The 23,628-nt window shown below is 46.9% G+C and carries 26 protein-coding genes; 9 read left to right on the top strand and 17 right to left on the bottom strand.

The window, feature by feature from the left end:
* Positions 1 to 273, bottom strand: coding sequence for a nuclear transport factor 2 family protein (locus AC0IYG_RS10820; RefSeq protein WP_471711097.1), 273 nt, complete (start codon positions 271 to 273; stop codon positions 1 to 3).
* A 600-nt stretch (positions 274 to 873) separates the two neighbouring features.
* On the opposite strand from AC0IYG_RS10820, the gene AC0IYG_RS10815 reads away from it, so the two are divergent.
* Both AC0IYG_RS10815 and AC0IYG_RS10810 read left to right on the top strand, forming a co-directional pair.
* Entirely contained in the window at positions 874 to 1,236 is a 363-nt protein-coding gene (locus AC0IYG_RS10815; protein WP_471711096.1) for a YtxH domain-containing protein, read from the top strand.
* Positions 1,237 to 1,254: 18 nt separating this feature from the next.
* The gene (locus AC0IYG_RS10810; protein WP_471711095.1) at positions 1,255 to 1,455 is read left to right on the top strand and encodes a hypothetical protein; all 201 of its coding nucleotides are present in this window, start codon (positions 1,255 to 1,257) and stop codon (positions 1,453 to 1,455) included.
* Between the two features lie 122 nt (positions 1,456 to 1,577).
* Here the strand turns inward: AC0IYG_RS10810 and AC0IYG_RS10805 are convergent, their stop codons facing one another.
* Positions 1,578 to 2,000 carry a response regulator gene (locus tag AC0IYG_RS10805; protein WP_471711094.1) on the bottom strand — a complete coding sequence of 141 codons (423 nt, stop codon included), beginning with the start codon at positions 1,998 to 2,000 and terminating at the stop codon, positions 1,578 to 1,580.
* A 320-nt stretch (positions 2,001 to 2,320) separates the two neighbouring features.
* On the opposite strand from AC0IYG_RS10805, the gene AC0IYG_RS10800 reads away from it, so the two are divergent.
* The 4 genes from AC0IYG_RS10800 to AC0IYG_RS10785 all read left to right on the top strand — a co-directional run bounded on the left by AC0IYG_RS10800 (position 2,321) and on the right by AC0IYG_RS10785 (position 4,461).
* On the top strand, positions 2,321 to 2,917 hold the full coding sequence (locus AC0IYG_RS10800; RefSeq protein WP_471711093.1) for a Crp/Fnr family transcriptional regulator: 597 nt from the start codon (positions 2,321 to 2,323) through the stop codon (positions 2,915 to 2,917).
* A 62-nt stretch (positions 2,918 to 2,979) separates the two neighbouring features.
* Positions 2,980 to 3,513 carry a GlcG/HbpS family heme-binding protein gene (locus tag AC0IYG_RS10795; protein ID WP_471711092.1) on the top strand — a complete coding sequence of 178 codons (534 nt, stop codon included), beginning with the start codon at positions 2,980 to 2,982 and terminating at the stop codon, positions 3,511 to 3,513.
* A gap of 11 nt (positions 3,514 to 3,524) precedes the next feature.
* A complete protein-coding gene (gene uraH / locus AC0IYG_RS10790; protein ID WP_471711091.1) occupies positions 3,525 to 3,932 on the top strand; it encodes a hydroxyisourate hydrolase in 408 nt (135 codons plus the stop codon).
* Positions 3,933 to 4,092: 160 nt separating this feature from the next.
* Entirely contained in the window at positions 4,093 to 4,461 is a 369-nt protein-coding gene (locus AC0IYG_RS10785) for a hypothetical protein (protein WP_471711090.1), read from the top strand.
* Positions 4,462 to 4,519: 58 nt separating this feature from the next.
* On the opposite strand, the gene AC0IYG_RS10780 is transcribed toward AC0IYG_RS10785, so the two are convergent.
* From AC0IYG_RS10780 to AC0IYG_RS10765, 4 genes are read right to left on the bottom strand one after another with little or no spacing between them, the layout of a single operon-like run.
* Positions 4,520 to 5,461, bottom strand: coding sequence for a zinc-binding dehydrogenase (locus AC0IYG_RS10780; protein WP_471711089.1), 942 nt, complete (start codon positions 5,459 to 5,461; stop codon positions 4,520 to 4,522).
* On the bottom strand, positions 5,397 to 5,711 hold the full coding sequence (locus AC0IYG_RS10775; protein WP_471711088.1) for an alcohol dehydrogenase catalytic domain-containing protein: 315 nt from the start codon (positions 5,709 to 5,711) through the stop codon (positions 5,397 to 5,399). The genes AC0IYG_RS10780 and AC0IYG_RS10775 overlap by 65 nt, the downstream gene beginning before the upstream one ends.
* Positions 5,692 to 5,919: an SRPBCC family protein gene (locus tag AC0IYG_RS10770; RefSeq protein ID WP_471711087.1), complete on the bottom strand. Its 228-nt coding sequence runs from the start codon at positions 5,917 to 5,919 to the stop codon at positions 5,692 to 5,694. The genes AC0IYG_RS10775 and AC0IYG_RS10770 overlap by 20 nt, the downstream gene beginning before the upstream one ends.
* A complete protein-coding gene (locus AC0IYG_RS10765) occupies positions 5,916 to 6,500 on the bottom strand; it encodes a YgaP-like transmembrane domain (RefSeq protein ID WP_471711086.1) in 585 nt (194 codons plus the stop codon). Before AC0IYG_RS10765 ends, AC0IYG_RS10770 begins: the two co-directional genes overlap by 4 nt.
* Positions 6,501 to 6,802: 302 nt before the next feature.
* On the opposite strand from AC0IYG_RS10765, the gene AC0IYG_RS10760 reads away from it, so the two are divergent.
* The 3 genes from AC0IYG_RS10760 to AC0IYG_RS10750 are packed head-to-tail and all read left to right on the top strand — an operon-like array spanning position 6,803 to position 9,348.
* A complete protein-coding gene (locus AC0IYG_RS10760; RefSeq protein ID WP_471711356.1) occupies positions 6,803 to 7,072 on the top strand; it encodes a TIGR03643 family protein in 270 nt (89 codons plus the stop codon).
* A gap of 28 nt (positions 7,073 to 7,100) precedes the next feature.
* Positions 7,101 to 7,715 (top strand): DedA family protein, encoded by a 615-nt coding sequence (locus AC0IYG_RS10755; protein ID WP_471711085.1) that lies wholly within the window; start codon positions 7,101 to 7,103, stop codon positions 7,713 to 7,715.
* Between the two features lie 52 nt (positions 7,716 to 7,767).
* Positions 7,768 to 9,348, top strand: a complete 1,581-nt coding sequence (locus tag AC0IYG_RS10750) for a glycoside hydrolase family 43 protein (protein ID WP_471711084.1) — start codon at positions 7,768 to 7,770, stop codon at positions 9,346 to 9,348.
* Between the two features lie 23 nt (positions 9,349 to 9,371).
* Here the strand turns inward: AC0IYG_RS10750 and AC0IYG_RS10745 are convergent, their stop codons facing one another.
* The 11 genes from AC0IYG_RS10745 to AC0IYG_RS10695 all read right to left on the bottom strand — a co-directional run bounded on the left by AC0IYG_RS10745 (position 9,372) and on the right by AC0IYG_RS10695 (position 23,510).
* A complete protein-coding gene (locus AC0IYG_RS10745) occupies positions 9,372 to 10,412 on the bottom strand; it encodes an SDR family NAD(P)-dependent oxidoreductase (protein ID WP_471711083.1) in 1,041 nt (346 codons plus the stop codon).
* An 86-nt stretch (positions 10,413 to 10,498) separates the two neighbouring features.
* Positions 10,499 to 11,680: a glucuronyl esterase domain-containing protein gene (locus tag AC0IYG_RS10740; RefSeq protein WP_471711082.1), complete on the bottom strand. Its 1,182-nt coding sequence runs from the start codon at positions 11,678 to 11,680 to the stop codon at positions 10,499 to 10,501.
* Positions 11,681 to 11,689: 9 nt separating this feature from the next.
* Complete coding sequence (locus AC0IYG_RS10735) at positions 11,690 to 13,549, bottom strand: glycoside hydrolase family 2 protein (protein ID WP_471711081.1); 1,860 nt, start codon at positions 13,547 to 13,549, stop codon at positions 11,690 to 11,692.
* A gap of 85 nt (positions 13,550 to 13,634) precedes the next feature.
* Positions 13,635 to 14,051 carry a pyridoxamine 5'-phosphate oxidase family protein gene (locus tag AC0IYG_RS10730; protein WP_471711080.1) on the bottom strand — a complete coding sequence of 139 codons (417 nt, stop codon included), beginning with the start codon at positions 14,049 to 14,051 and terminating at the stop codon, positions 13,635 to 13,637.
* A gap of 68 nt (positions 14,052 to 14,119) precedes the next feature.
* Positions 14,120 to 16,336 (bottom strand): TonB-dependent receptor family protein, encoded by a 2,217-nt coding sequence (locus AC0IYG_RS10725; protein WP_471711079.1) that lies wholly within the window; start codon positions 16,334 to 16,336, stop codon positions 14,120 to 14,122.
* A gap of 25 nt (positions 16,337 to 16,361) precedes the next feature.
* On the bottom strand, positions 16,362 to 17,504 hold the full coding sequence (locus AC0IYG_RS10720; RefSeq protein ID WP_471711078.1) for a DUF3179 domain-containing (seleno)protein: 1,143 nt from the start codon (positions 17,502 to 17,504) through the stop codon (positions 16,362 to 16,364).
* 112 nt (positions 17,505 to 17,616) lie between these two features.
* Positions 17,617 to 18,870 carry an MFS transporter gene (locus AC0IYG_RS10715; protein ID WP_471711077.1) on the bottom strand — a complete coding sequence of 418 codons (1,254 nt, stop codon included), beginning with the start codon at positions 18,868 to 18,870 and terminating at the stop codon, positions 17,617 to 17,619.
* Positions 18,851 to 21,622 (bottom strand): TonB-dependent receptor, encoded by a 2,772-nt coding sequence (locus AC0IYG_RS10710; RefSeq protein ID WP_471711076.1) that lies wholly within the window; start codon positions 21,620 to 21,622, stop codon positions 18,851 to 18,853. Before AC0IYG_RS10710 ends, AC0IYG_RS10715 begins: the two co-directional genes overlap by 20 nt.
* A 31-nt stretch (positions 21,623 to 21,653) precedes the next feature.
* Entirely contained in the window at positions 21,654 to 22,223 is a 570-nt protein-coding gene (locus tag AC0IYG_RS10705) for a carboxymuconolactone decarboxylase family protein (protein WP_471711075.1), read from the bottom strand.
* 30 nt (positions 22,224 to 22,253) lie between these two features.
* Positions 22,254 to 22,811: a carboxymuconolactone decarboxylase family protein gene (locus AC0IYG_RS10700; RefSeq protein WP_471711074.1), complete on the bottom strand. Its 558-nt coding sequence runs from the start codon at positions 22,809 to 22,811 to the stop codon at positions 22,254 to 22,256.
* 144 nt (positions 22,812 to 22,955) lie between these two features.
* Positions 22,956 to 23,510, bottom strand: a complete 555-nt coding sequence (locus AC0IYG_RS10695) for a hypothetical protein (RefSeq protein ID WP_471711073.1) — start codon at positions 23,508 to 23,510, stop codon at positions 22,956 to 22,958.
* Positions 23,511 to 23,628 lie beyond the last annotated feature (118 nt).

The following is a 23,628-nucleotide window of genomic DNA, read 5'->3' as shown; positions in this document are numbered from 1 at the left end:
TCAGGCGGGCATTGTAAACCTGGTGATAGGTCTTACCTGTACACCCGTTACTAAGCCGCCGCCTTCGAATTCTACAAACACTGTATCAGGGTCAGAGCTGGCTGAAAAAGTGAAGTCCGTAAAGCGCCAGTTGGAAGCAAGGCGGGTGATGTTCAACAGGTGTGCCGTTACGGAGTCGCGCCCTTGTACCCGATTAGCGAAGGGAGCAGGTGCATATGGATATTCGTGTACCACGTCCTCCGTAATTAGATTTGCGTAAGCTTCCGCAGTCATAGCTTGGTTAGTAAACAACGAAAGGTGTTGCCGAAATGCTCGTTCCGCGCGAGTCATGCTGTCGTTTGTGAGGGCTGAGCTCATATAGTAATATTATAGTTAAAAATTGTTTGATATTTCTTCTTTTCCGCCTGCGCACTCCAATATTGGGCGTTTTCTTGGTCATCCCGAGTAAAGTGGATGGCATCGGCAATTGGTGCAGCAAAGGTCAACATGATTGCTTCCGCCGGATCAGTTTACCTGGCGGGTATTCTGGTTCCGAATACGCTATTTTCATTTGACTATGATGTTTCTTTTGATGATCATATTATCCCACAGTAGTAAACTTGGCTCCGTTGTCAACCATCAAAAGCAATTTGTAACAGCCCTTATTAAAAAAATTTAATAAATTTTTAGCTTGTTTCCCCACGCTTCCACTTAACCGTCTTAGCGTACTAACATCCTTACCATCAACTTCAAACAGTAAAAGCTCACAAGTTAAGTGTCCGCTAGTAACATCATAATCAATGAGTTACAACAGCGTCGGACGTACTAAGTCAACATTTTATGGCATGCTTTTTCTATTTGGGAATTTTGTTAAACAACCAAAACAGACAAATCATGAAAACCAAGTATGGACAATTCGACTTGACCAGCCAGGAAAGTCACAACCAGGGATTAATCACAGGCTTGCTTCTCGGCGCTGCAATTGGTGCGTGCGTTGCAGTGTTGCTGGCACCGAAATCAGGCAAGGCCATGCGTGAGAAAATCAAAGATCTGGCCGGTAAGAAGGGCAATAAATTAGAAAAGCAGTGGGAAAACGCAAAGGATAAGGCAAGTGAGGTTGCAGATGACGCGAAAGACGCATTTGACTCGGCAGCGGATAACACTGAATCCAAGTTGAAAGATTTTGCAAACAAGGCTGAAAACGAAATTCAAGACGGCGTAGAAACCATCAATGACCGATTCCAAAAGAGATATTAACATTAGGCACAGGTCAAATTGGAGCAAACCAAAAAAGAAGCGGAAGCAAAAGCCAGACAAATGGCCGACGATGCCGCTTCTGCAGCGTCGAAAGCAGCGATTTTTGGTTTTCTGGGATTACTAATTGGCGTGGCTGCTGCCGGATACGGAGCGAAGATGGGCACGGAGTCAAAAGACAACCAGAACCGTTTTGACATGCCAGCAGGCGCCCGGTTATAATCCAGTGCCTTAAAATATACAAACCCCTTCTCTACTCAGCGTTAGCAAACCGGGGCTACCATTTATTGGTGCCCCGGTTATTCATTTTGTTATGTTGCCAACATTAAGCTTCAACCCATCCGCTACACTTTCTCTCTGGGCAATGTGGCTCTTTCCCAATAATTACAAATAGCGGAAAGCTGATCTTTTAAGCCTTCAAATGTTGGAGATTTTACATAAAAACCCTGAACAAGGGACATATATGCATCATCCACATCCTTGGGATTTACTGATTCTGATAGAAAAATGAATGGGATCGTACGCCTTTTTAATTTATCATCTTTGTTAATGACTTCTTTCAGTTCCAGACCTGTCATTTGAGGAAGATACAGGTCGCAAAGTATGATAAAGGGACGTTCTTGACTGCTGCTGAGATAATTAATTAATGCCTGACCGTTGTCAAAGTTGACAACCTTACTGGTGCATCCTATTTCTGATAGTGCATCGGTTACGAGATATCTGTCATCTTCATCTCCACCGACGTATAATATTGGTCCGTTTTCCATTTAATGTTTATGATTTAACAACTAAAACCTTGCCAGGAGCATTGTAGGACGGATTATTGGCCAATTCCCGTTCCTGCATACTCACTTCTGCCATGCAGTCCCTGGAAAACCTGAAAGATGCGGTCCAGATAGCAAAATCAAATGCAGTTCTTAATGAAGTGAATGTTTCGATCTGCCAAAGATGAGCGAAAGCACTTTGTGTCAGCTGATTCTAAACATCCAGGTTGTAGACGTCAACAAATGCATACACAGTTGATAACTTAGCAGTTGCTTGTGTCTGAACAAATATTTGGCGCCTCTATTAACAACATCCAAAAACCATGCAATTTATACAGTCGTTACCTGCCGCATATCAGCCCCTTGCGTCTTATTTATTGCAGAAATATGGTGTTGATGAAGAGAAATTACAAAAAATCCTTTCTTGTTTTAAGCCATTAAAAGTCTCTCGAAAACAGATTTTGGTCAATTATAATGAGGTTTGCAGAACTTACTATTTTATCAATTCCGGCTCTCTCAGACTTTTTACAGTGAACAATGCAGGGCTTGAAACATCCCGATATTTTGCGTTTGAAGGCATGTTTGCAACTGCACTTCCCAGTTTTATTGACCAAAAGCCTGCATTAGAGTATTTGCAGGCCATTGAAAAAGGTGAATTGCTTTCAATTTCGCGAAAGGACTTTTTTCAGCTTGTAGACACCACGACTGAATTCAGCCACATTTATCGGGAAATCCTGGAAGTGGGATTTGTCAATGCCCAAAAACGCATTTATGGATTTCAGGGATTTGATGCATTGGAAAAAGTAAAGTGGGTTATCGAATCACAGCCCAATTTCCTGTTACGCGTCTCCAACAAAATGGCCGCTTCCTATCTGGGAATTTCCCCTTCCACCCTGAGCCGCGCAAAATCAAGGTTATAAAAACGTTGACATAGGGCAACACTTACGGGAGATGCGACTTGTAGTTTTGTAAAAAAAACGCAATGAAGATCAGACTGTTAATATTTCTTCACCTGTTTCCAACTGTGTTGATTGCACAAGCGGTCAATCCTGGCAAGGACGTTCCTACCCAGCCAACAACATATCTTAGTCCTTCCTATCAGCTGACGCTCGACGCTGCGGTTGCACTTGCGAAGCAGGCAAGAGTTTGCGCAAGCAACTTAGGCAAATCAGTCACTATCACTATTTTGGATGCGGCTGGCCAGGTGATTCTCATCAGCCGTCAGGAAAGTGTCGGGCCACATAATACGGAAGCATCCCGAAGAAAGGCTTACACTTCGGTTTCAACTAAAACCCCTACCCTGGCTTTATCACGAAATGCCAGGACAAATCCTGACACGGAAAACCTGGCTAATCTTCCCGAACTGTTGCTGCTGGGCGGCGGCTGCCCCCTTTGGTTTGAAGGAAAGTTGATTGGCGCCATCGGCGTCGCGGGCGGCGGAAGTCCTGAGCATGACGATTTAATTGCAAAATCCGCTGCCATTCAGGAAGCGGGCATATTTACACAACTTAACTAACTTCAAACAAGATGAAAAACCTAGTTCTTGCGCTGGCTTTGATACTCAGCACTACACTCGCCTTCGCGCAGTCCAAGACATTCCAGTTATCAAGCCATATTCTTGATATTTCGAAAGGCGTGCCGGCATCGGGCGTCACCATACGACTTGAAAAAATGGATTCGAACAAAAAAACGTGGTCAGTTGTCGAGGAAAAAGTAACTGATACAAACGGCCGGATTGCGGACTTCCTTAGTGCAGGAAAATCGAATGAAGGCATTTACAAATTGACTTACCTGACAGCAGACTATTTCAAAAGCCAAAACATCGAAAGCTTTTATCCTTTCATTGAAGTTGTCTTCGAAATCAAAGACAACAAACATTACCACGTCCCAATCACACTTTCCGCCTACGGATATTCAACTTACAGAGGTAACTAGGCTAGTTAAGTATCATTCAAATTGTAGCAGGTTTGGCTTAATCATATAATAAATTGCATTTAATACAACCTTTATGCCTCCTTAAATGTCTTAGTAAGTAAAATGCTATATGGAACCGAAGTATGGTGACTCAAATCTTGTGACTAAGCTCCTTACTTATATGCTCCTGTTTACAGCTGGCCTATTTGTCTCTTGCGAAAAGAAAGTTGAAGCCCGCTCGGAAACGCAATGCAGACAGGCCAGATTTTTAACAAAATATTGCAATGGAACCAGTGAACCGCTTTATCTGGTGGAATTTCTTTCGCCCACTTCCTTGACTAAAAATTACTCCGGAGATGACGCCAATCCTGAATACATCGCAGCAATGCTGGATTTGCCTGAGTCTGTTCAAGTACGAGACACCACGATTAACATGCGCTTTTATTATGATACGGCCAGGGAATCGAATGTGGTAATAGGCTATTGCACTGCCAACTTTGGGCCGGCGACTATCCTTGTTTGTGAAAGCATTTCACAATCCTGTCCTTAAAATAATGCTGAGCGAAACCAAAAGACATTTCAGTTTCACTCAGCATTACTTCGCTATTCTACGCAGGTTGCATGCTTTTTTGAGGATCGAAGACCACGCGCATGCAGTTGTCTTCTTTTTTTGTGAACATATCGTAACCTTGCTGCCCCTGATCCAGACCCATTTTGTGGGTTACCAAAAATGATGGATCAACATCGCCTTTTTGAACGTGATCAAGTAAGGTTGGAATGTATTTCGGGCCGTGCATTTGTCCCATTCTGAATGTGAGCGCTTTGTTCATTGCTGCACCCATCGGAATCTTATCCGCGAAGCCGCTGTAAACACCGACAATGGAAACCGTGCCACCTTTGCGACAAGCCATTATCGCATCCCGCAACACGAGCGGGCGGTCATTTTCAATTCGCGCCCATTGTTTGGCTTTATCATACGCATAACCAAAGCCGGACCCTGACGATTCCATCCCCACAGCATCAATACAGCAGTCAGGGCCGCGGCCTCCGGTTAAATCTTTCAATGCTTCCAAAATTTCAACTTCCATAAAATTGAGGGTTTCAGCCTTGCTTTTTTCTTTGGCAACCCTAAGTCTGTATGGCTCACGATCGATCGCAATAACTCTTTCTGCTCCCATCAGCCAGGCGCTTTGCATAGCCATTTGCCCTACACCGCCTGCTCCCCAAACTGCCACCACACTTCCCGGTTTAATATTCGCCATATCTGCGGCCATGTAACCGGTTGGAAAAGCATCCGAACAAAAAATAACCGAATCATCATCAAGCCCTTCCGGCACTTTGAACGCGCCATTGTCCGCAAAAGGAACCCGGATATATTGTGCGTGACTTCCCGCATATCCCCCGAAAGCATGGGTGTAACCAAAAATCCCGGCCATCGTATCTCCGTACAACTTCTCGGGGATGTATGCATTGGGATTGGAATTATCACAAAGCGAAAAAGCCTGCTCGTTGCAATAATGACATTCGCCGCAAGCAATGACCGAAGCCACCACCACCCGATCGCCCTTTACAAACTTTTTGACATCCCCGGCCGATTTCCACAACCTCGCCCATAAACTCATGTCCGAGCACATCTCCCGCTTTCACAGTCGGGATAAAACCATTGATAATGTGCAGGTCCGAGCCGCATACCGAGGACAATGTTACGCGCACGATCATGTCCTTTGGGCTGATGATTTCAGGATCCGGCACGTTTTCCACGCGCAGGTCCTTTACGCTGTTATAACAAAGGGCTTTCATATTCTTTCTCTATTTTATCGTGAGTAGTATCGTAAAATGTCAGCTTCTTGCCCGAGGGCTGCGCTTCGCTTACAGGAATTTCGCCCGTTTCCATGAGCCTCTTAAAGCGGCGCAAATCTTCCTTCACCATTTGTTTAAATGCAGGATTGAACAGCTTTGCAATGGTGGTGCCGATTGCACCGGCTGGCGGCAGATATTTGATGATCACATAAATCTCCGTCCCTGATTACCGGGCGCATCTTTGAACAGGACTTCTCCTGAATTGTCAACCGCTGCATTGGGAACCGATCGCCAACTGAGCTTTTCATTTTCAATGTCTTCGACAATTTCCGCATCCCAGGAAATCCTGCCGACACCGCCCGGAACCGGCGCAACCCAATGCGACCTTCTTTCGTCCGTCTGACTTACCGATTCCAGATGCTGCATGAATTTGGGCAGGTTTTCAAGCTTCCGCCAGTATTGATAAACCTCCGCTTTCGGCTTGTTAATGGTCAGGCTTTTGGTGATTTCGGTTGAATCGACCGGCCGTTTTGCAGAATCCCTTTGCATAAGATTGTTCACTGGGCAGTAACCCGAAGTCCCTCTTTCGAGTAAGGCAGCACCCGCAGCGCCTACCAGCAGACCGGCCATCGAAAATTTCCGCAGTCCGAAATACATGAGCGCAAGACCGGCCGCAGCGGAAGCAATCCGCTCAGTGGAGCCTACATTAATGTACGATGAACCCGTCGGAAGCGGCTTGATGACGCCTCGATCGATGAATTCAGATGAATTAATTTTAATTGTTGCCATCGCTTTTAATTTAAGTACATGGAAAGTGCAACGTTGACGAACCCGCAGCCGATGATGATGCGGTGCTGATCCCGTAATCGTGCATAATTAAATTTCTGGACGGGCGGCAGTAAAACAATGTTCCAGAAGCGGCACTGCTGTAACATTGCCTGGATTTGACAATAAGCAATTCATATTGAAGACATTGTAAACATGCTACGCCTTAACACAGTAGACGCAATTCCCCAGCACGCTGGTGGCATGCATATTTGGACTTACCTTAGCAACACGACACCTAATGATATGCTGGGAAAAGAAAAAGAATTACAGCCGAAGAAGTTGACCGAATCGTTGAAATGGCCTGGGAAGACAGGACGCCCTTTGAAGCGATCAAGGCGCAGTTCTTGATAAATGAACAGGAGGTGATCAAAATCATGCGAACAGAAATGAGGCCTAGCAGTTTCAGAATGTGGCGCAAACGCGTCCAGGGACGTGTTACCAAGCACATGAAGTTGTCAGAAATTCAGGATACACGCTTCAAATCAAACATGCAAAGACAAGTCACAATGAACAAGATCAGCAAACGAGTGTAGCCTTTTCTGATGGCAAGACTTTGAAAATATGACTGCACTGATTGAAGAATTTATTAACCAAGCCAGTTACATTGCCATCTTTCTGTTAATGCTTCTGGAAAATGTTTTTCCGCCGCTGCCCTCAGAAATCATCCTGTCCATTGCCGGCATTACCGCGGGCAGGGGCGAAATAAATCCTTTTCTTGCCGTCCTCTCGGCCACTTTGGGCTCATTAGCGGGCGCAGGTTTGTGGTATTGGGTCGGGAGTAAAGTTGGGCACGACCGCCTGGAAAGCTGGGTGAGCCGGAAAGGGATCTGGATCGGACTTTCAGACGAATCATATCAAAAAGCACTCCGGTTTTTCGACAAGCATGCCACTGCGGCCGTGTTTTGGGGAAGAATGGTGCCCACGTTCAGAACTTTCATATCTATTCCGGCCGGACTGGTCAGGATGAAACTTTCCAAATTCCTGGTTTACACCTTCGCAGGCACCTTGATCTGGTCTTCACTTGTGTTTTTTGTGGCTTATTATTTTGGAAATAAATACCAGGGCGCATTCGACATGGTGGGGAAAGTGTTTAATGTAATCTTCATCGGTTTGCTAGTGCTTTATGCCGTGCAGCTTGTCAGAAATTGGCTCAAAAAGAAAAACAGCCGATCTTAGTGCTCCTGAAACCGACTTGCAACATTCGCAAACTATCCTAAACCTTTACATTATGAGATTTTTAGCCTGCCTTCTCTCCATAACAATATTCGCTATCAATTCCACTTTTGCCCAAAGACCAAAGCCAAAACCAGCGCCAAGTCTCGTCGTGACATATCGCAATCCGGTTATTGCAGGTGACTTTGCCGATCCTTCGGTGATCCGGGTGGGCGACACTTATTATGCTGCGGGCACATCTTCGGAATGGGGACCGGCTTATCCGATATACAGCTCGAAAAATCTGGTGGACTGGGAATATGTAGGGCCTGTTTTTGCTGACTTGCCGGACTGGACAATGGGCAGTTACTGGGCGCCTGAATCGTATTTTCGCAACGGCACTTTTTATTGTTATTACACTGCCCGCCGTAAATCCGACAAGCAGTCTTTCATTGGCGTGGCCAGCACAAAGGATTTGAAAAAAGGCTTTACAGACCACGGCGTCATTATTGAATGGACAAAAGAGGCAATTGACGCATTTGTGGTTGAAGATGAAGGAAAATTATTCATCACCTGGAAGGCATATGGTCTAGATAAAGACCGTGGAATTGAAATTCTCGGTGCCGAACTCGCACCGGATGGCCTGAAAGTAACCGGCAAAGAATTCAGCCTGATCAAAGCGGATGCGACGGGCTGGGAATCGGGCGGCGCGGAAGGACAATCGATTTTTAAAAGGGGGAATTATTGGTATATGCTTTACTCCGGAAATGCTTGCTGCGGCGCCAGTTGCGATTATCAGGTTGGTTTTGCACGCGCTGAAAAGCTGCAAGGGCCCTGGACAAAATACGCTGGTAACCCCGCACTTTTCGGTGACGAAACATGGAAATGTCCCGGACACGGAACTGTGGTTATGACCGCAGATAACCGCTATTTTTACCTGCATCACGCCTATAATGCGGTCGATTTCACATTTTCGGGCCGGCAAGGTGTGCTGAGCGAACTGGTTTGGGATGAAGTCACAAAATGGCCTGCTTTCCGCTATGGCAAAACAACGCCTGCACAGGCCGAAGCGCCAATCGCAATTGGCGCGGTGATCAACCACAACTTTTCAATCAATTATAACAATGATACGCTCAGGGCGCCATGGGTTTATGATGTCAGTTTTCCAAAGCCCAATTATGAAATCCAGAACGGAGCGCTCAGAATTGATAATGCTAACCACACTAAAACCGGTAATTTTATTGGTCTGACAATCAAAAACGGCACTTATACATTTACAACCGAAGTGACCGCACAGAAGGGTTTGATGCAAAACATCATTGTCTATGGCGATGCAAAAAACGCGATTGGCTACGGCGTGCGCGACAATCACATTGATCTGTGGCAATTGAAAGACGGCGAGCATGAAGTAATCAAATCGCAGGAAATTCCGGATAAATTCAAAGACATTAAGCTAAGCCTAAAAAGCCGTTACGGCCGCTTTTACGAATTCCGCTGGGACGTAAAAGGTCAGAAAATCGATTCCCTGACCAGTGCTGTTCAGATTGAAGCGCCGTGGCTGCCACGCTGGGACCGCGCGCCGAGAGTGGGCGTAAATGTCTCAGGCAATGGCGCCGGCAAAAGCGAGATAAAGGCTGTTCAAATGAAATATGACTAGCATTAAGTCATTTTTCACTAAACCTAGATCTCATTATTTTCCAAGGCTGCACGGTCACTTTTTGAGGCAACCGGACCAACAGTCTTTTCTGATTCACTTTCGTAACCTTTTCTGATCACCGCTCCTTCGGGGCCGGATTTGGGCAAAAACCGGTTCGCCGCCGACATTACCAGCGACACCAGCGCGGGACTTACGCCCTGCATGGCCACAGCCAGTTTTGCAGTATTGGTCAATATTACTTCTGATTCCCTGTAAACAATGGCATTCACAATCTGCGCTGCCGCATCCGACGCATCCTGCGAAAGCAATGGCGATGAATCGGCGATTTTGAACCAGGCATATTCAGCTTCGTGATCGCCTTTAAGCGAAACATTCCTAGGGCTTCCCGTCCGCATCAAGTTTGGAATAACCGTCGTAACGTGAATGTTGTCTTTTTTTAACTCACCATGCAGTCCTTCCGACAAGGCAACCATCGCAAACTTGCTCACACTATAAGGCAGCAAATGCGGCACCGCGATTTTCCCGCCTATGGAGCAAACATTGGCAATCCGTCCCTCACCCCGTTCGTGAAAATGGGGTAAAACGGCTTTGATCATATACAGCGCCGCCCAAAAGTTGCTGTCCATTGCGGTTTTGTAATCATCCACATCCATCACATTTTCAGGACCTACGAGCATTACACCCGCATTATTAATGAGCACGTCGACCTTTCCAAATTGTGAGATCGCAGCCTCAATCACCCGGTTGGCATCGCGTGGATCGCTCACGTCGGCTTTCAGGCCGAGCACGGTCGAGCCCATGCGGCGAAGTTCCTGCTCAGCAATGACGATTTGCTCCGCATTTCGCGAGCAAATGACCAGATTAGCGCCTTTTGCAGCAAGTTCCCTTGCCAGCAGCAGCCCTAACCCGCGCGCTCCGCCGGTGATTACGACGACTTTATCCTGAAAATCATACTTGATCATTTCCCGATAAAAATGTCTGGCCGCTGCAAAAGCTCCCAGTCCGGCAGCTGCCCATAAGGCCGCTTTTCCCGAAAAAAGGCTGTTATTGCTGTTATTGTCCATAATCAGTTTGTTCAATGATGATGGCTCTCCTCCTAAAAATGTTGTGCCGTGCTGCCTGGTGAAGACATTAATAGAAAATCAGTTTCCTATCGCTTCTTGAAATGATAATTGGCGAACTGCACGAAATTCCCCCAGTCGTAGGCCGTCATATCGTGCTCGCCTTCGCGGTTGTGATAAGCGATGGGTGATCTAAAAATCGGTTTGTTAATGCCCGGCGGATTGGCCGGCAATGCGGATTCCAGGTTGTATAAATGATAAGCGGGCTCGGCCGCCTTCAATGCCAGGAATGTCCCCGTAGGATCAGCCCATAAGTCTTTGGAAGCATTGGTTGCATAAACGGGCCGCGGCGCAACGAGTGAAATCAGCATGTGCTGGTCAACGGGCAGCTCAGTTTCCCGGTCGTTGAATTTTTTATAATTGTTACTAAACCAATGTGGAAAAGTCGTGTTAATACGTGTGATACGCTCGCCAAATTGCCTCCTGGCCAATGCCGCGCCTGTATTTCCTGAACAATTGGTAACGCACATGGCAAAGCGTTTATCTTGCGCCGCGGCCCATAGCGAAGCTTTTCCTCCACGCGAATGACCCACAACCGTCACGCGTTTTGCGTCAATGTCTTTGTCTTTTTCAAAATAATCCATTACTCTAGAAGCGCCCCAGGCCCAGGCGCCTATTGCCCGCATGCCGTTGTCAGCAGCCAGCTGGTCAGGATATAATTGCAACACGCCGTTCATGAATGTGTCCTTATCGTCCGGCGCAAGGTCGCTTACGTGAAATGCTGCGATGGCATAACCGCTATCGATCACCATTTCCGCTGGCCAAAACGGACTCTTCACTTTTCGGGTTGCGTCGGTGTTGTCCTTTCCCCGGTTATTAATGAGGACAAATGCGGCAACCGGCTTTTTGGGCTGGTTTGGAACAAATAAAGTGAGGTGAATGGTGACAGATTTTTTGTTTTTAAAAACCTGGATCGCAACCTCCTTTAAAGTCGCGCGGCCGTCCATCGCGGTTTTAACAACATTCGAAACTGAATAAGAAATGCTGTCATAAGCCTGCGGCAGCTGACCGTAAACATTATCCTCAAAGAGCCGCAGAATTTCAGGTTTTCTAATGCGCTTCCAGGCTTGTTTATTTTTGACTGGCTTGCCATCCTGCATTTTCAGAATTTCGGGCAATGTGTACGCCGGAACCTTGGCTTCATCATAATTCTGAGCATGGGTGATTTCCAAAAACAACACACATGCAAGCACAGTCAAAAATAATTTCATTATCATAAGTTAAGTTGCGGGCGCTTCTGGCGGTGTAGAAGCCAGTAAGCCGGCTGGCACTTTCAATGCACCGGTTTCAAAATCGATCAGGCCATTCCTTTCGTCTTCAATGTTGGTCGCCTGCGTGTACACATCGCCGCATATCGGGCGTTTGCGGAGTTCTTTTTTATAAAGCTCAATTTGCAAAGCTCTGTCTGAGTCGTCTTTTGGACCGCCATAATCAGCAAAACCAAAGCCACCCCACTCGCTGACAACCAACGGAACCTGTTTTCTGTAAAAAAACGGATCACCGACCACGAGAGGAAAAGCCGCAACCTTTTCCAATTTACCCGCAGTAAAATCGTCTAGCATATCCTTCCAGTGATCCAGTTCGGGCGTGTAAAAATGCGCGGTCAGCAGATCTGATTTCAGCCTGCCTTCATAGCTGATATGCTGCCAGCCGTCGTTATCGACAACCAAAAATTGCGGATAAGCGATTTGCATGAAGTGATACATTTTGACAATGTATTCACGGGTTTCGGGATTGGAAGCAATGTCCTGCGCCCCCCAATCTTCATTATATAAGCTCCAAATCACCACGGAAGGGTGCGTTCCGATCAGTGCAAGCATACGCAGCAATTCTTCCTCATGATTTTCACGGCTTTTTGCGTTCGAGCGGTGCGGACTCGGCACTTCCACCCAAAGCAGCAGGCCGATTTTGTCGGCAAGTTTGTAAATCCGCGGGTCCACGCCCGCAATATGTATGCGCACGAGGTTGCATCCGAGCTCTTTCATTGCATACAAATGCTTCTGAATTTGCCTGTAAGATGCATTTCCGGGCTGATATAGTATTCCATCGAGGTAAATCTGCCGATGATTTAGAAAAAGGCGGTTGCCTCTTGCTTCAAATTTCCGGATGCCAAACTTGGTCTCAATCTGCGAAACATATCCGTTATGATCGATCAGCTGTGCGACAAGGCGATATAAAATAGGGCTTTCCGGCGACCATAACTGGGCATCGGGCACTTCCAGCACGAGTCGCTGTGATTTTTGTCCCACTTCCAGCACGATCGGATATTCGTCCTCGGCAACCTGCTTAATGTTGGCAGGATCGCGGTCCACATTATACACTTTGAGACGGATGGTGTACGAACCGGGATCGTGGATACGCGTTGTAAGGTTGAACCGGACGAGGTTATCTTCAATAATGCTCACCACGCCTACCCTGCTCCGCAGTCGGTTGCGTTCCACCGTTTCCAGCCACACACTGCGAACCGCTCCTGTGAATGTCTGATACCAAATGCCGCCCCGCTTGTAAACGTGCGATTCCTGCTTCCCACGCGTAATGTCTGCGTCCATGGAACTCGCAACGCGCACAGTCAGGCGGTTGACCGGTCGCAATATTTTTTCTTCCAATTCGTAGGAAAACGATGTATACTCACCAATATGCTTGGTTTCGCCTTCAACCGTGGGCAATAAAAATCCATTTAGCCAAACCTGCGTTTCATATCCGCAGGCACCAAAAGTCAATTGTAAAATTGTATTTGCAGGAATCTGCTCTTCTGCTCGTTGCGGCAGATCAAATTCTCTTTCATACCAAACCACAACATTGTCCTGCCAGGAAGGCGTGTCCTGATGTAATGTCGCGAGGTGGGTTTCAACGCTTCCTGGCCAGTGAGCCTGCTCCTTGAAATCGTGGTGAATATACCAGCGCTGGAGAACGCCTTTATCATCCGGGTCTATTGCAAACTTCCATTCTCCATCGAGCAAAACGTATTGGTTGGGCCGAAGCACGGCCCTGGGCAATGCATCGAGGAAGTTTTCATCATCAAAAGATTCTTCTTTGCTTTTCGATGACCCGTAATTGGGATGAACCGGTGTATCAATCATAAGCTTGTCGTTTTGTGATCTTCTACTTAAAACTAAAAAATCACACCGGTATCCGATGTGATTGAATCGATAAGCATAAAAAGAATTACAGCTTTACTTCTCCTTCTTCTTCTCCATGCCAGTATTTAATGCGTTTTGCCTTTACAGTGATCATGGCAATTCCGGGTGTATCGAGCCCTTCTTCGAACCATTGATCCAGGTCGCTAACCCAATGTTCTTCCATATCTTCACGTTCCCGGCTTACTTCGGCTTTGCCTGTTACCGAGATCCAAATGCCTTTTTCCCCTTGAAATGTTAGGTTAACACCATTATCCATCTCAATGTCGTTGACCATGCGCGAACCTTCCCAGGTAAAGAAGTAAGAGTTTCCGTCGTATTCCACTTCCCCGTTGTTGCTCATCGGTCTGGACGCTAGCGCGCCGTCGGTAGTTGTGGTTGTAAGCATGCAAAGATCAATATCTTTCATGATTTCGCTTACGTCTTTCAATGTTTTATCCGCCATGATTTTTATCTTTTTGTAATAGCAGATATTAAAATAATGCCACATGAAACGGCGTACAACCTATGTGTTTAAATCTTCACCCCGACTGAAATCCCGAAACTCCGGCCATCAGAAGTCCAAATGCCCGCTCCTGGATACATGGTGGGCCGTTTTGTAAAATATTGCTTGTCGGTAACATTGTTCACGCCAGCCCGCACGGTCAGCGTGTTGTTCAGGTGCAGGGTCGCATTGATGTCGAGCAGGCCGTAACCCGGCACTTTTCCGATGGTCCCGTTCGCCGAAGGCTCAATAGTGTTCAAGGCATTTGCAAAATTGGAACTTACGTAACTATACTGACAGGTTGCTGAGAGTTTTTTATACAAAAGCTGCACCCCGTTTCGAGAAATCCAAGTTGGCACGCCTTCTACTTTATTTCCTTTAACGCTCCTGTTTTCACCATTGAGCACAGCATTTCCCTTGATATATTCAGAATCAAAATAAGAGGTTGAGGTGAAAAACGAAAGCTCTGTTGGCGTTGTCATCGTTTCCTGCCTAAACGCCACATATTCAATGTAAGCCTCCAAGCCACGGGTGCGCGTGTCGCCCGTAACGGTGCGCAAAATGTACGCTTTTCCATCTTCCTGCATTGAAACCGTTCCCATTCGGTTGTTGATCAAAACCTGGAACACACCCATGTCGTAACGCAGATTTTTTGTGCTTCCGCTAATGCCTGCTTCCACATTATAACCGTAAGCATCTTTGAGATTTTTATCCACTTTTTCCAAAACAGATCCCGGGATAATGTCTTTGAAAACAACCGGACGGTAAGCCTGAGAAATGCCTCCGTAAATGCGGTTCTGGTCATCCAGCTTATATTGCGAGCTCATCCCGAAAAGCGGAAAATTGTGTTTGATCTTGTTTGGCAGGTCGCCCGGATCGTAATAACTGATCTTTCCGGTCATTTCCGTAGCGCCATTTTCATAACGGATTCCGGGCGAAAAGGTCCACTGCGGCGTGAGGTAAATCATGTTTTCCAGAAATAATGCCACATTGTTCGTCTTCATATAAAGGTCCCTGCCGAAAGCTGGATCGGTTAGTGTCAGATCAAAATCGCTGCCGGTTGTTCCTTTGCCGAGCTGTCTTCTGCGCAGGTTGTTATGCATGATTTGCACACCGCCTGAAAGCACATTTTTGAAACCAGCCAAGTCATAATGATGTAAAATCCGAAGCTCGGAAGTGAAGCTTTTGAAATTATCAATGTCGACCTGCCGCGCTTTGTAAGATTTTGTCAACGAACTGATCGTGTCCGGAACATTGGCAAATGCATCGAACATGACGCTGTTTCTGGCTCCGTAAACACCTGAATTGGTAAATTTCAGTTGCGTATTGGGACTGATCTGCCAATCCAAAACAACTGATGGAATGTAAATGTCGGGGTTAAAATAGTTTCTCGAACGCGTCGACTGGCGTGGATCGGCGGCAAACATTGCGTCGGTCAGCGGGCCGGGGATTTGATAAACATAGGAAGATCGTCCCAGCTCCGCCTTAATGCGAAGCGATTTGCTGAATTCATAAGCCAAACTTATAAACTGCGATTCTGCATCCGATCTGGCATTTTTACGGTAACCATTGGAATGTCGTTTTTGATAATAAGCTGAGTAAACAAACTTCCCGATCTTGCCGCCAATGGCATTATAAGAACTAAACAATCCAAATGACCCAGCCGAATTAATGCTCTCAAAAGAAAATGCTTTGGTTGTATCCGGACTTTTGGTCACGTAATTGATCATTCCGCCAAACTGCGCACCATATTGCAGCGAAGAAGTGCCCCTTACCAGCTCAATGCGCTCAATGGATTCCATCGCCGGACTATAATGACTGGCGGGATAGCCATACATATCGGAATTGGTAATGACACCGTTTTGGCGAATGTTATATTCCCACGACCGGTGCGGGTCCAGGCCACGCGTAGAAATATTGATCTGATTACCGCTTCCATCCATATCGTAAACAAAAACACCTGGAACTTTGGCGAAGATCTGCCGCCCGGTTTTCTCAACAATGTTGCCATTAATGCCCCCCAGCTGGATTACTTCGTTCTTTTTTCCTGCGTGAATGTAAGTGTTCTGCACATCGGGAAGCCGCTCGGTGTGGATCACGTTTTTGCGTTCTTCGATCGTCACTTCATTCAGGTCCAGCACTTTTTCAGAATCCTGCTTTTTTTCATGATTTTCCTGCGCAAATGCCGTCTCACAAAAAGCCCCTGAAAGCATTGCCAGGGTAAGGAATGTAGATTTAATGTTCATTATTCAATGTTGGTAATGCAAAAACTCAATATTGCCGGGTGTCAGGATGGAATGTACGCCAACTGTGCCAGAATTCCTGATAAGCGTTAACGCGCTTTAAATCTGCCCCGTCACCCACAACGCGCTTGCCCAGCAGGTTATAGGCCGTTTTTTGTGCAAATAATGTGTCGTTTCTGATGGTGATTTCCTGCTGTCCGGTTTTTTCAAATGCGAAAAAGCTCTTGTTATCTGCCGCCATAACCACGGCAACCGGCATTGCGCCTACTCGATCATTGATCACACGCTCTTTAATCAGCTTATTCCAATCATAAGCCTTGCTGCTTTTGCCAGCCTGCACGCCCACAACCCAGGACTTTTCCTTCCAGGCAGTTGTGTCCGTTTTGGTGAGTGCTGATCTTCCTTTTCCCGATTCATAACGGCTCATAGAATCATATTTCGCCTGATAAGCCGGATCTGGCTGCATGATTTTGCTGTTGGGATGAAGCTTGAACCACTGCGAAACTGTGGTTTGCACCACCGGCAATTCTGGCAAAAACTGTCCTTTCAATGGACCCGCGATGGCCTCACCGTTGGCCTGCCGCCACCAGCTTCCTGTGCTTTTGTCTTCAAACATCGCATTGAAATGATCCATGCCCACAAGCCTGAACTCGTCCAGCTTGCCTTCGACAATGGGCTCAAAAACCCTCCCGGTGCGGCATACCGTGCAATATGTGACGATCACAGGTTCACCGCCCAGGACATCGCGCACCTGGTGATGGTAACCAATGAATTGAATGGGATATGCCTTCGTTTCTCCGTTGGCCTCCACGCCGATCACCAGGCGGTCGTCCTGCACTTTGTTCAAAGCAGCATTGTGTAAAATCACTTGTGAAGGCTGGTAAAACATGGTATCAGCCGCCATTTCATAGTTTGTCCCGTATGTAACGGCGCCGGCAACCATCAACAGAATAACCGTGATCCACTTCCTTTTTCCCATCAATGCGGTGGTGCAGCCCGCAATGATCATCAGCCAGAAAACAATGCGGAACGCCCAGCGCCAGGTGTGCAAAAAATAAGCAATGTCAATGCTGTTCATTTGCTGACTGCCCGGCATCGGCATGATAAAATAGACTTTGGCGATCTCGTAAAGGATAATGCCGGTAACGCCCAGATAAACTAAATTTCTCATATGAGGGAAGATCTTACTAGTTGCTTGTTTTATAGTTTAAGAAAAAAAGAAACGGGTTCGCCATATGGCAAACCCGTTTGCCCAATTATTAACCTATGATAATTTACTGACTTCATTTGCTTCTGGCCGTGACGATCAGCGCCACCAGGAACGGAATTGTGAATACGAGCAGCGCATTCCCGAAACCACCCAAAACTGCCACGAGCGATCCGATAAAAAACACCGCCGTAGCCGTGAAGAACCGTCCTACATTAAAGCAAAAGCCCGTCGCTGTTCCCCGGATCGAAACTGGAAACAGCTCAGGAATATAACTTGACAGCGCGCCCTGGCTGATTCCAAAGCAGAAAGCCAGCGCGGCCGTTTCTATGTAAATGATGTTTGAAAAAGTGCTGTTGGTCAAAAACAGAATGCAGCACATAACCAGGCAAGTGCCAAACGTGAACATGAGCGTGGTTTTTTTGCCAAATTTATTGACCAGCATGCCAGAGAAAATTCCACCCGTGATCCCGCCTATACCCAGCAGGATCATCACGAGTCCCCGCTCCTTCTGCCCATCCTGACCGGTTGCCAGCAATGTTTGCACCCAGGTTGGAAGCCACGAGAAAATCCCCCAAAGCCCGATCAGCACCGAGCCGAAAATGAGTGAACCGTAAAGCAGATTGGCACGGTTACTTTTGACAAACAGGCCTTCGGGCTTGTTATCGTAAGATTTGGTCATGCGCCACTTGTCGGATTCAGGAAGCAGAAAAAACACAAGAACTGCAACGAAAACCGGAATCAAACCCACCAGAAAAGCACTTCTCCAATCCGAAAAGATCAGGTTAAGACTGCCCGTTGTTACAATGCCGACCGGAAAGAAAACGGCCAGTATTCCGAGCATAACGGCTTTGTTTTTGTCTTGCCAAATTTCTGAAATGTAAACTGTTGTGATCAGTAGAACGCCGCCTATGCCCATTCCGGAAACAAAACGCAATGCGAGCAAACTATACCAATCCGGCACAACGGTCACCATGCAAGTCGAAAGTCCGTAAAGTCCGATGACCAATGTCAGCGATTTCACCCGGCCAATGCGGTCGCTGACGACGCCGAACAAAAGCCCGCCAACCATCCAGCCATACAGAAATACAGCATTCACATAAGCACCGATCTCACCGAGTTCTGCCTGTGAAACGGCTTTTCCTGTTAGTTCCGGAATGGCAACAGGCAAGTAAACCGACATTAATGTGGAAACCGTCCCGCTCAGCATGTAACTCACTACGCATAAGCCAAATGCGAGCCATTTTGAGTCAGTCCTCTTTTCTTCCAGATTAGTCAATTCCAATGTTTCCATGTTCATAAAGCTGCTGTTATCTGAAAAGCTGATCAAAATTGAGGCTCACATAATACAAGCCGCCGACTGCCGGCGAGCCGTATGCCTGGACGATATACTGGTTCGTCAGATTGGAAGCACCCAGTTTCACGATCGTTTTGAGGCTTGGAATGCGATAGCTGATTTGCGCGTCGAGCAGGTTGTAGCTTTTCACTTTTCCCGGCTGCATTTCGGTAAATGTGCCATACCAGTCAAAGCTGCTTTGCCAGTGCCAGGACACATTAAAACCGATTTTTTCGGTCAGTTTCGCATTCCCGAAAATGAGGTTGGTTTTCCATTCCGGCGTGTTGAATGCGGGAACATTGTTTTGATCTGCATCGCCAATGTTGAAGTCGATCCAGGTTGTATTCGCGCTGATCTTGTAATTTTTGGGAAGCGAATAAGTCAGTCCTGCACTTACGCCCTGGATCGAAACTTTATCTGCTGCATTGGTATAAAGCTGAAAAAGCTGTCTGTCAGCTCCAAGCAATTCCGCGGCAGCCGCAGGATTCACTTTTCCGTCCGGCAACAGAATGTCTGACTTTGCTCTCGCCACGACCGTATTAATCATAAAATCAGTGTATTGGCTGTAATAATAATTGATATCAAACAAGAGTTTTTTGGCAATAACCGCCTTGTAGCCAAACTCATAGCTCTTCACTTTCTCTGATTTGATATAAGGCACATTGGATTTCACAAGCTTGTCCTTATTATTGGCAACAGCCTGTGGAAATGGCGTTCCTTTTGCCATATCCGCCCCGAATGCACTTGCAAATGCACCGAAAGAAGCGATGGTAACCGAATTTTCGTAAGCATTCAAACCCGCAGAGTTCACCGGTGCACCGCCCAGAATGATGATCGGGCCCACATTCAGCTTAATGTATTGATCGCCAATGGTTGGGTTACGGAAACCGGTTTGATAAGATGCACGGAAATGGTGGTTCTCATTGGGCGAAATAACCGCCGAAGCGCGTGGCGTGAAACGGCCGTCGAAGTTCTCATTCTTGTCATAACGGCCAGAAACCGTCAGCTTCAAAACATCTTTAAAGAACGATTTGGAAGCCTGTGCAAAAACGCCGTATTCTTCATTTGTGAGGTTTTTGTCTTTATCATCAAACAATGTCCCGCCCGTATTTAGATAATATTTGCGGTAATTGCCACCCACCTGGAAATTGATAAATTTCAATGCAGAACTGAAATCATACATGCCTTCCACATGTCGCAGACTGCATTCGCTCAGGATTCCCGCTCCCGCAAGCCCACGCGTCTGAATCAGGCGATCTTTGGCCGATTCGTATTCACCGGACCCTGGCAAAATGCGTCCCTGATCTGCAAAAGCGCGCGCTATGGAATGATCTTTCCCGCCCACTGAGGCAATGGCGCCATTGTAAGCAGCCGTGTATCTTTCAAACCAGGTTGCATCCGCTTTGTCCGGCGAAACTGTAGTTCCAGCCAGATCCTTCACCCAGGTCCGGTTGATCTGCTGACCCAAAGCACGTGTGTTATAGGAGTTTGTGGAACGCTCCTGATTGGAATAAGCACGCACATAAAAGTTGCTGCCCCGCAATTCTAATCTGTGCTGAATGAACTTGAAATCATTGATCACAAATCGGTTACTACCCGTATACTGCGCTGTTCCCTGATTAAAATTGCCCTGATAAATGGCTTCCAGCTTGTCCGTAATGCGGTAATGCAACGCGCCGAGCATTTTGAGGCTGTAAACGCCGTAAGTCGCTAGATCTTTTTCCTCATATCCGGTGCGGGAAACGCGTCCAATGTTCGGGATCGTTTGCGCCACCTCGTCGCCGTAAATGTTCAGCGCGTTTCTGCCTGGATTGTTCGGACCGCGGTTCGCGGCTGGTGTGTTTGGGTCAATGTCTGTGTAATCATTTGCATACCAATCCGTTCCTTTGAGATAACTCGCAGCCGCTTTGAATGCAAACTTGTTATTAAATGCTTTGGCGTAACGAACGGCCAGGTCGTACATTGGTTTTGCGCCGAGGTCAGTGCCGTCGCCAATGTGGTTAACGCCAAATTTCGTTTGCGCGCTTAATCCCTGATATTCAAATGGATTTTTGGTGCGTGTGTTGAGCATGCCGTTGAAAGCGATCGGGCCGTATAATGCGGAGGCTGCACCGGGAATGAGCTCTGCGCTTTCCACGTCAATGTCGTGCGGGCCAAAAAGATTTCCCATCGCAAAACCAAGTCCGGAAGGCTGATTATCAACGCCATCCACCAGTTGCAGGAAACGGCTGTTGCCCGTTGTGTTGAATCCTCTTGTGTTAATCTGCTTATAAGTAAGGCTGCTGGTGACCATATCCAGCGATTTCATATTGACCAATCCATCAAAATAATTGGCAGAAGGCGTTTGCTGAACCGCGCGCAAATCCATTTTTTCAATGCTCACAGGAGAGCGCAAAATGCTCTCTTCCACCCGCGATGCTGAAACAACAACCTGGTTAAGCTCTTCCGCGGCCGGAACAAGAGTCACATTAATCGCCTGAGCAGAAGCAACTTCCAATTCCTGACGCGCATAACCGATCAGCGAGATCACCAGCGTCGCAGGAACATTGGTTTTTAATTCAAAAAATCCATCTGCATTCGTAATAGCACCGGTATTTTTCCCTTTAACCGACACCGAAACGCCCGAAAGCGGCTTTTGGCTATCATTGTCGATAATGTGACCGGAAAGCTGAGTGGATTGTGCCAATGCGTTTTGCATGAAAAACACGCAGAGGAAGGATAGCAAAAAAAGTAAAGTTCTTTTCATATAAACCTGTTTCAAGAGGGTTGTTAATGTTTTATTGTTGCTGGTGTCTCAAATGGTCGTAACCATTGGCTAGTCGGTTATAACCATTATCGACTAGGCGCTGGCCGAGGCCCTGATAAAATTCAGGATTGGAAGGCGCCACGGTGGCCATTCCGTCTACATAGCGGTTGTACAGGCAAAACAGGGCTGCGATCAGGACTGTATCGTGGATTTCAATGTCGGTTGCGCCATTACTTTTCGCTTCTGCGATGGCTTCTTTGATGACCGCTTTCCCGAGCACCTGAACTTGTTTGGCAATTTTAAGTAAGGCTTTCATTTTGTCGCTAACCGGCGCGGCGTCAATGTCCTGTTTCATGATTTCGCAGGTTTCGGTGTTGCCAAGCAGCAGGTCGGCGGCGGCAGTGTGCGCGGCCGTGCAGAACTTGCATGCATTGTTATGCGACACAATGGTCGCGATCAGCTCTCTTTCGCCCGGCGTTAATGTGGATTCACCGCGCAAAAGGAATTGCGTCAGCTCGCGGATCGGCGCGGCGGTTTCCTTGTTGTATTCGAGCAGACCTGTTATTCCCGGCAAATGTTCCGGCAATGGGATATGTGGCATTGCTATAGTTTGAAAGTGGTTTTGGAAAAATTATTCAGCTGCCTGCGTAACGGGAGGAATGTAACCCTGGAAGGCCATACGTTGCCCCATTGCGCGGTAATCCTCGTGTTCCTGAGGCGCCCAGGTGCCCAGTCCATCCACATAGCGATTGAACATGCAGAATGATGCTGCGATCAGAACCGTGTCGTGGATTTCGCGGTCGATGGCTCCTTCGGCACGAGCCGCGGCAATGTCTTCTTCCGAAACTTCCTTCCCGCTTTTTTGAACTTTGGCCGCTATACGAAGCAATGCGCGCAGTTTTGAGGTGACTGGAATGTGCTGGAAACCATTTCGGATGTCTGCGATTTGATCCAAATCACACGACAAATGCGCCATGGCAGCCGAAGCATGCGACATATGGCAAAACGTGCAGTCGTTGAGGTGGGAAACGTAAGCGGCAATGAGTTCGCGCTCGCCACTGGTCAGCGGCGACTCGCCTCTCAGCAGCGTGTCGGCAAGCCAACGAAGCGACGAAGCCGTTTCGGGACGGAAATTGAATAAGCCGACGATCCCGGGAAGGGATTCATCCGGCAATGTAATATGCGCCATTTGGAAAAAATCTGTTGTAGTAAAAAGATTTCTTCTCCTGATTCAAATTGAACGAAATAGCTAACAAGCGCTGATTTACAGTTCAAGCTGAACACAACATTTCTATGGAAATGCGGTCAAAAAGGAGAAAATGAAATGACATTACTAAGCCAGATCGGGTGGCGGCGAGGGAATGGTAAATTGTCTTTCGGAAAAATGAAGCTGCACTTGTGAAACGGCAACTTCCTGGGCTGGCGCCCATTCAAGCAAATAAAACACATGTTTCCTGTCCTGGGACATGTATTCTTTTACAAAGTTTTTGAGAATGTTGGAATGCTGATCTTTCTGCTGATCACTTGCATTTCCGGTAACCTGATCGTTAATTTTTGAAGCAAGGTCGCTGAACTTTTCGCGTGCAGTCTGATCGTATTCGCAATGCACATACATCGTATCATTGATCAGCTGGCGGCTTTTCATCTGATAATATTGCCCTTCATGCAAAATCTGACCTTCCACCTGCTCCGGTGCATCCCAGCTGGTCTGATAGGGAACCGCAACGGGCACTTTAATCACAATGTCCTGCGAATTGTCCGACTGCTGAATAAGGTCTTTGCCGCGCTCGCTGATGGTGTGCGTTTCTTCCGACAGGTAAACTATCGAATAGCCCACCATGTTGTAAAGCAGCAACCCCAAAAGCAATATGGATAAAATCCTGCGCAATGTTGTAATATTAAAATTCGGTCGGAATATGCAAATGTATAAAAAGCAACAGGAATAGCAAACAGCTCATTGCGTTTTGATTATTTTTAAATTCCATTTTCAAGCTTATTCAAACATT

It is taken from the genome of Dyadobacter sp. AC419, assembly GCF_979253085.1.
The sequence above is the reverse complement of the archived record's forward strand: the minus strand, read 5'-3'. Positions and strand labels throughout refer to the sequence as shown.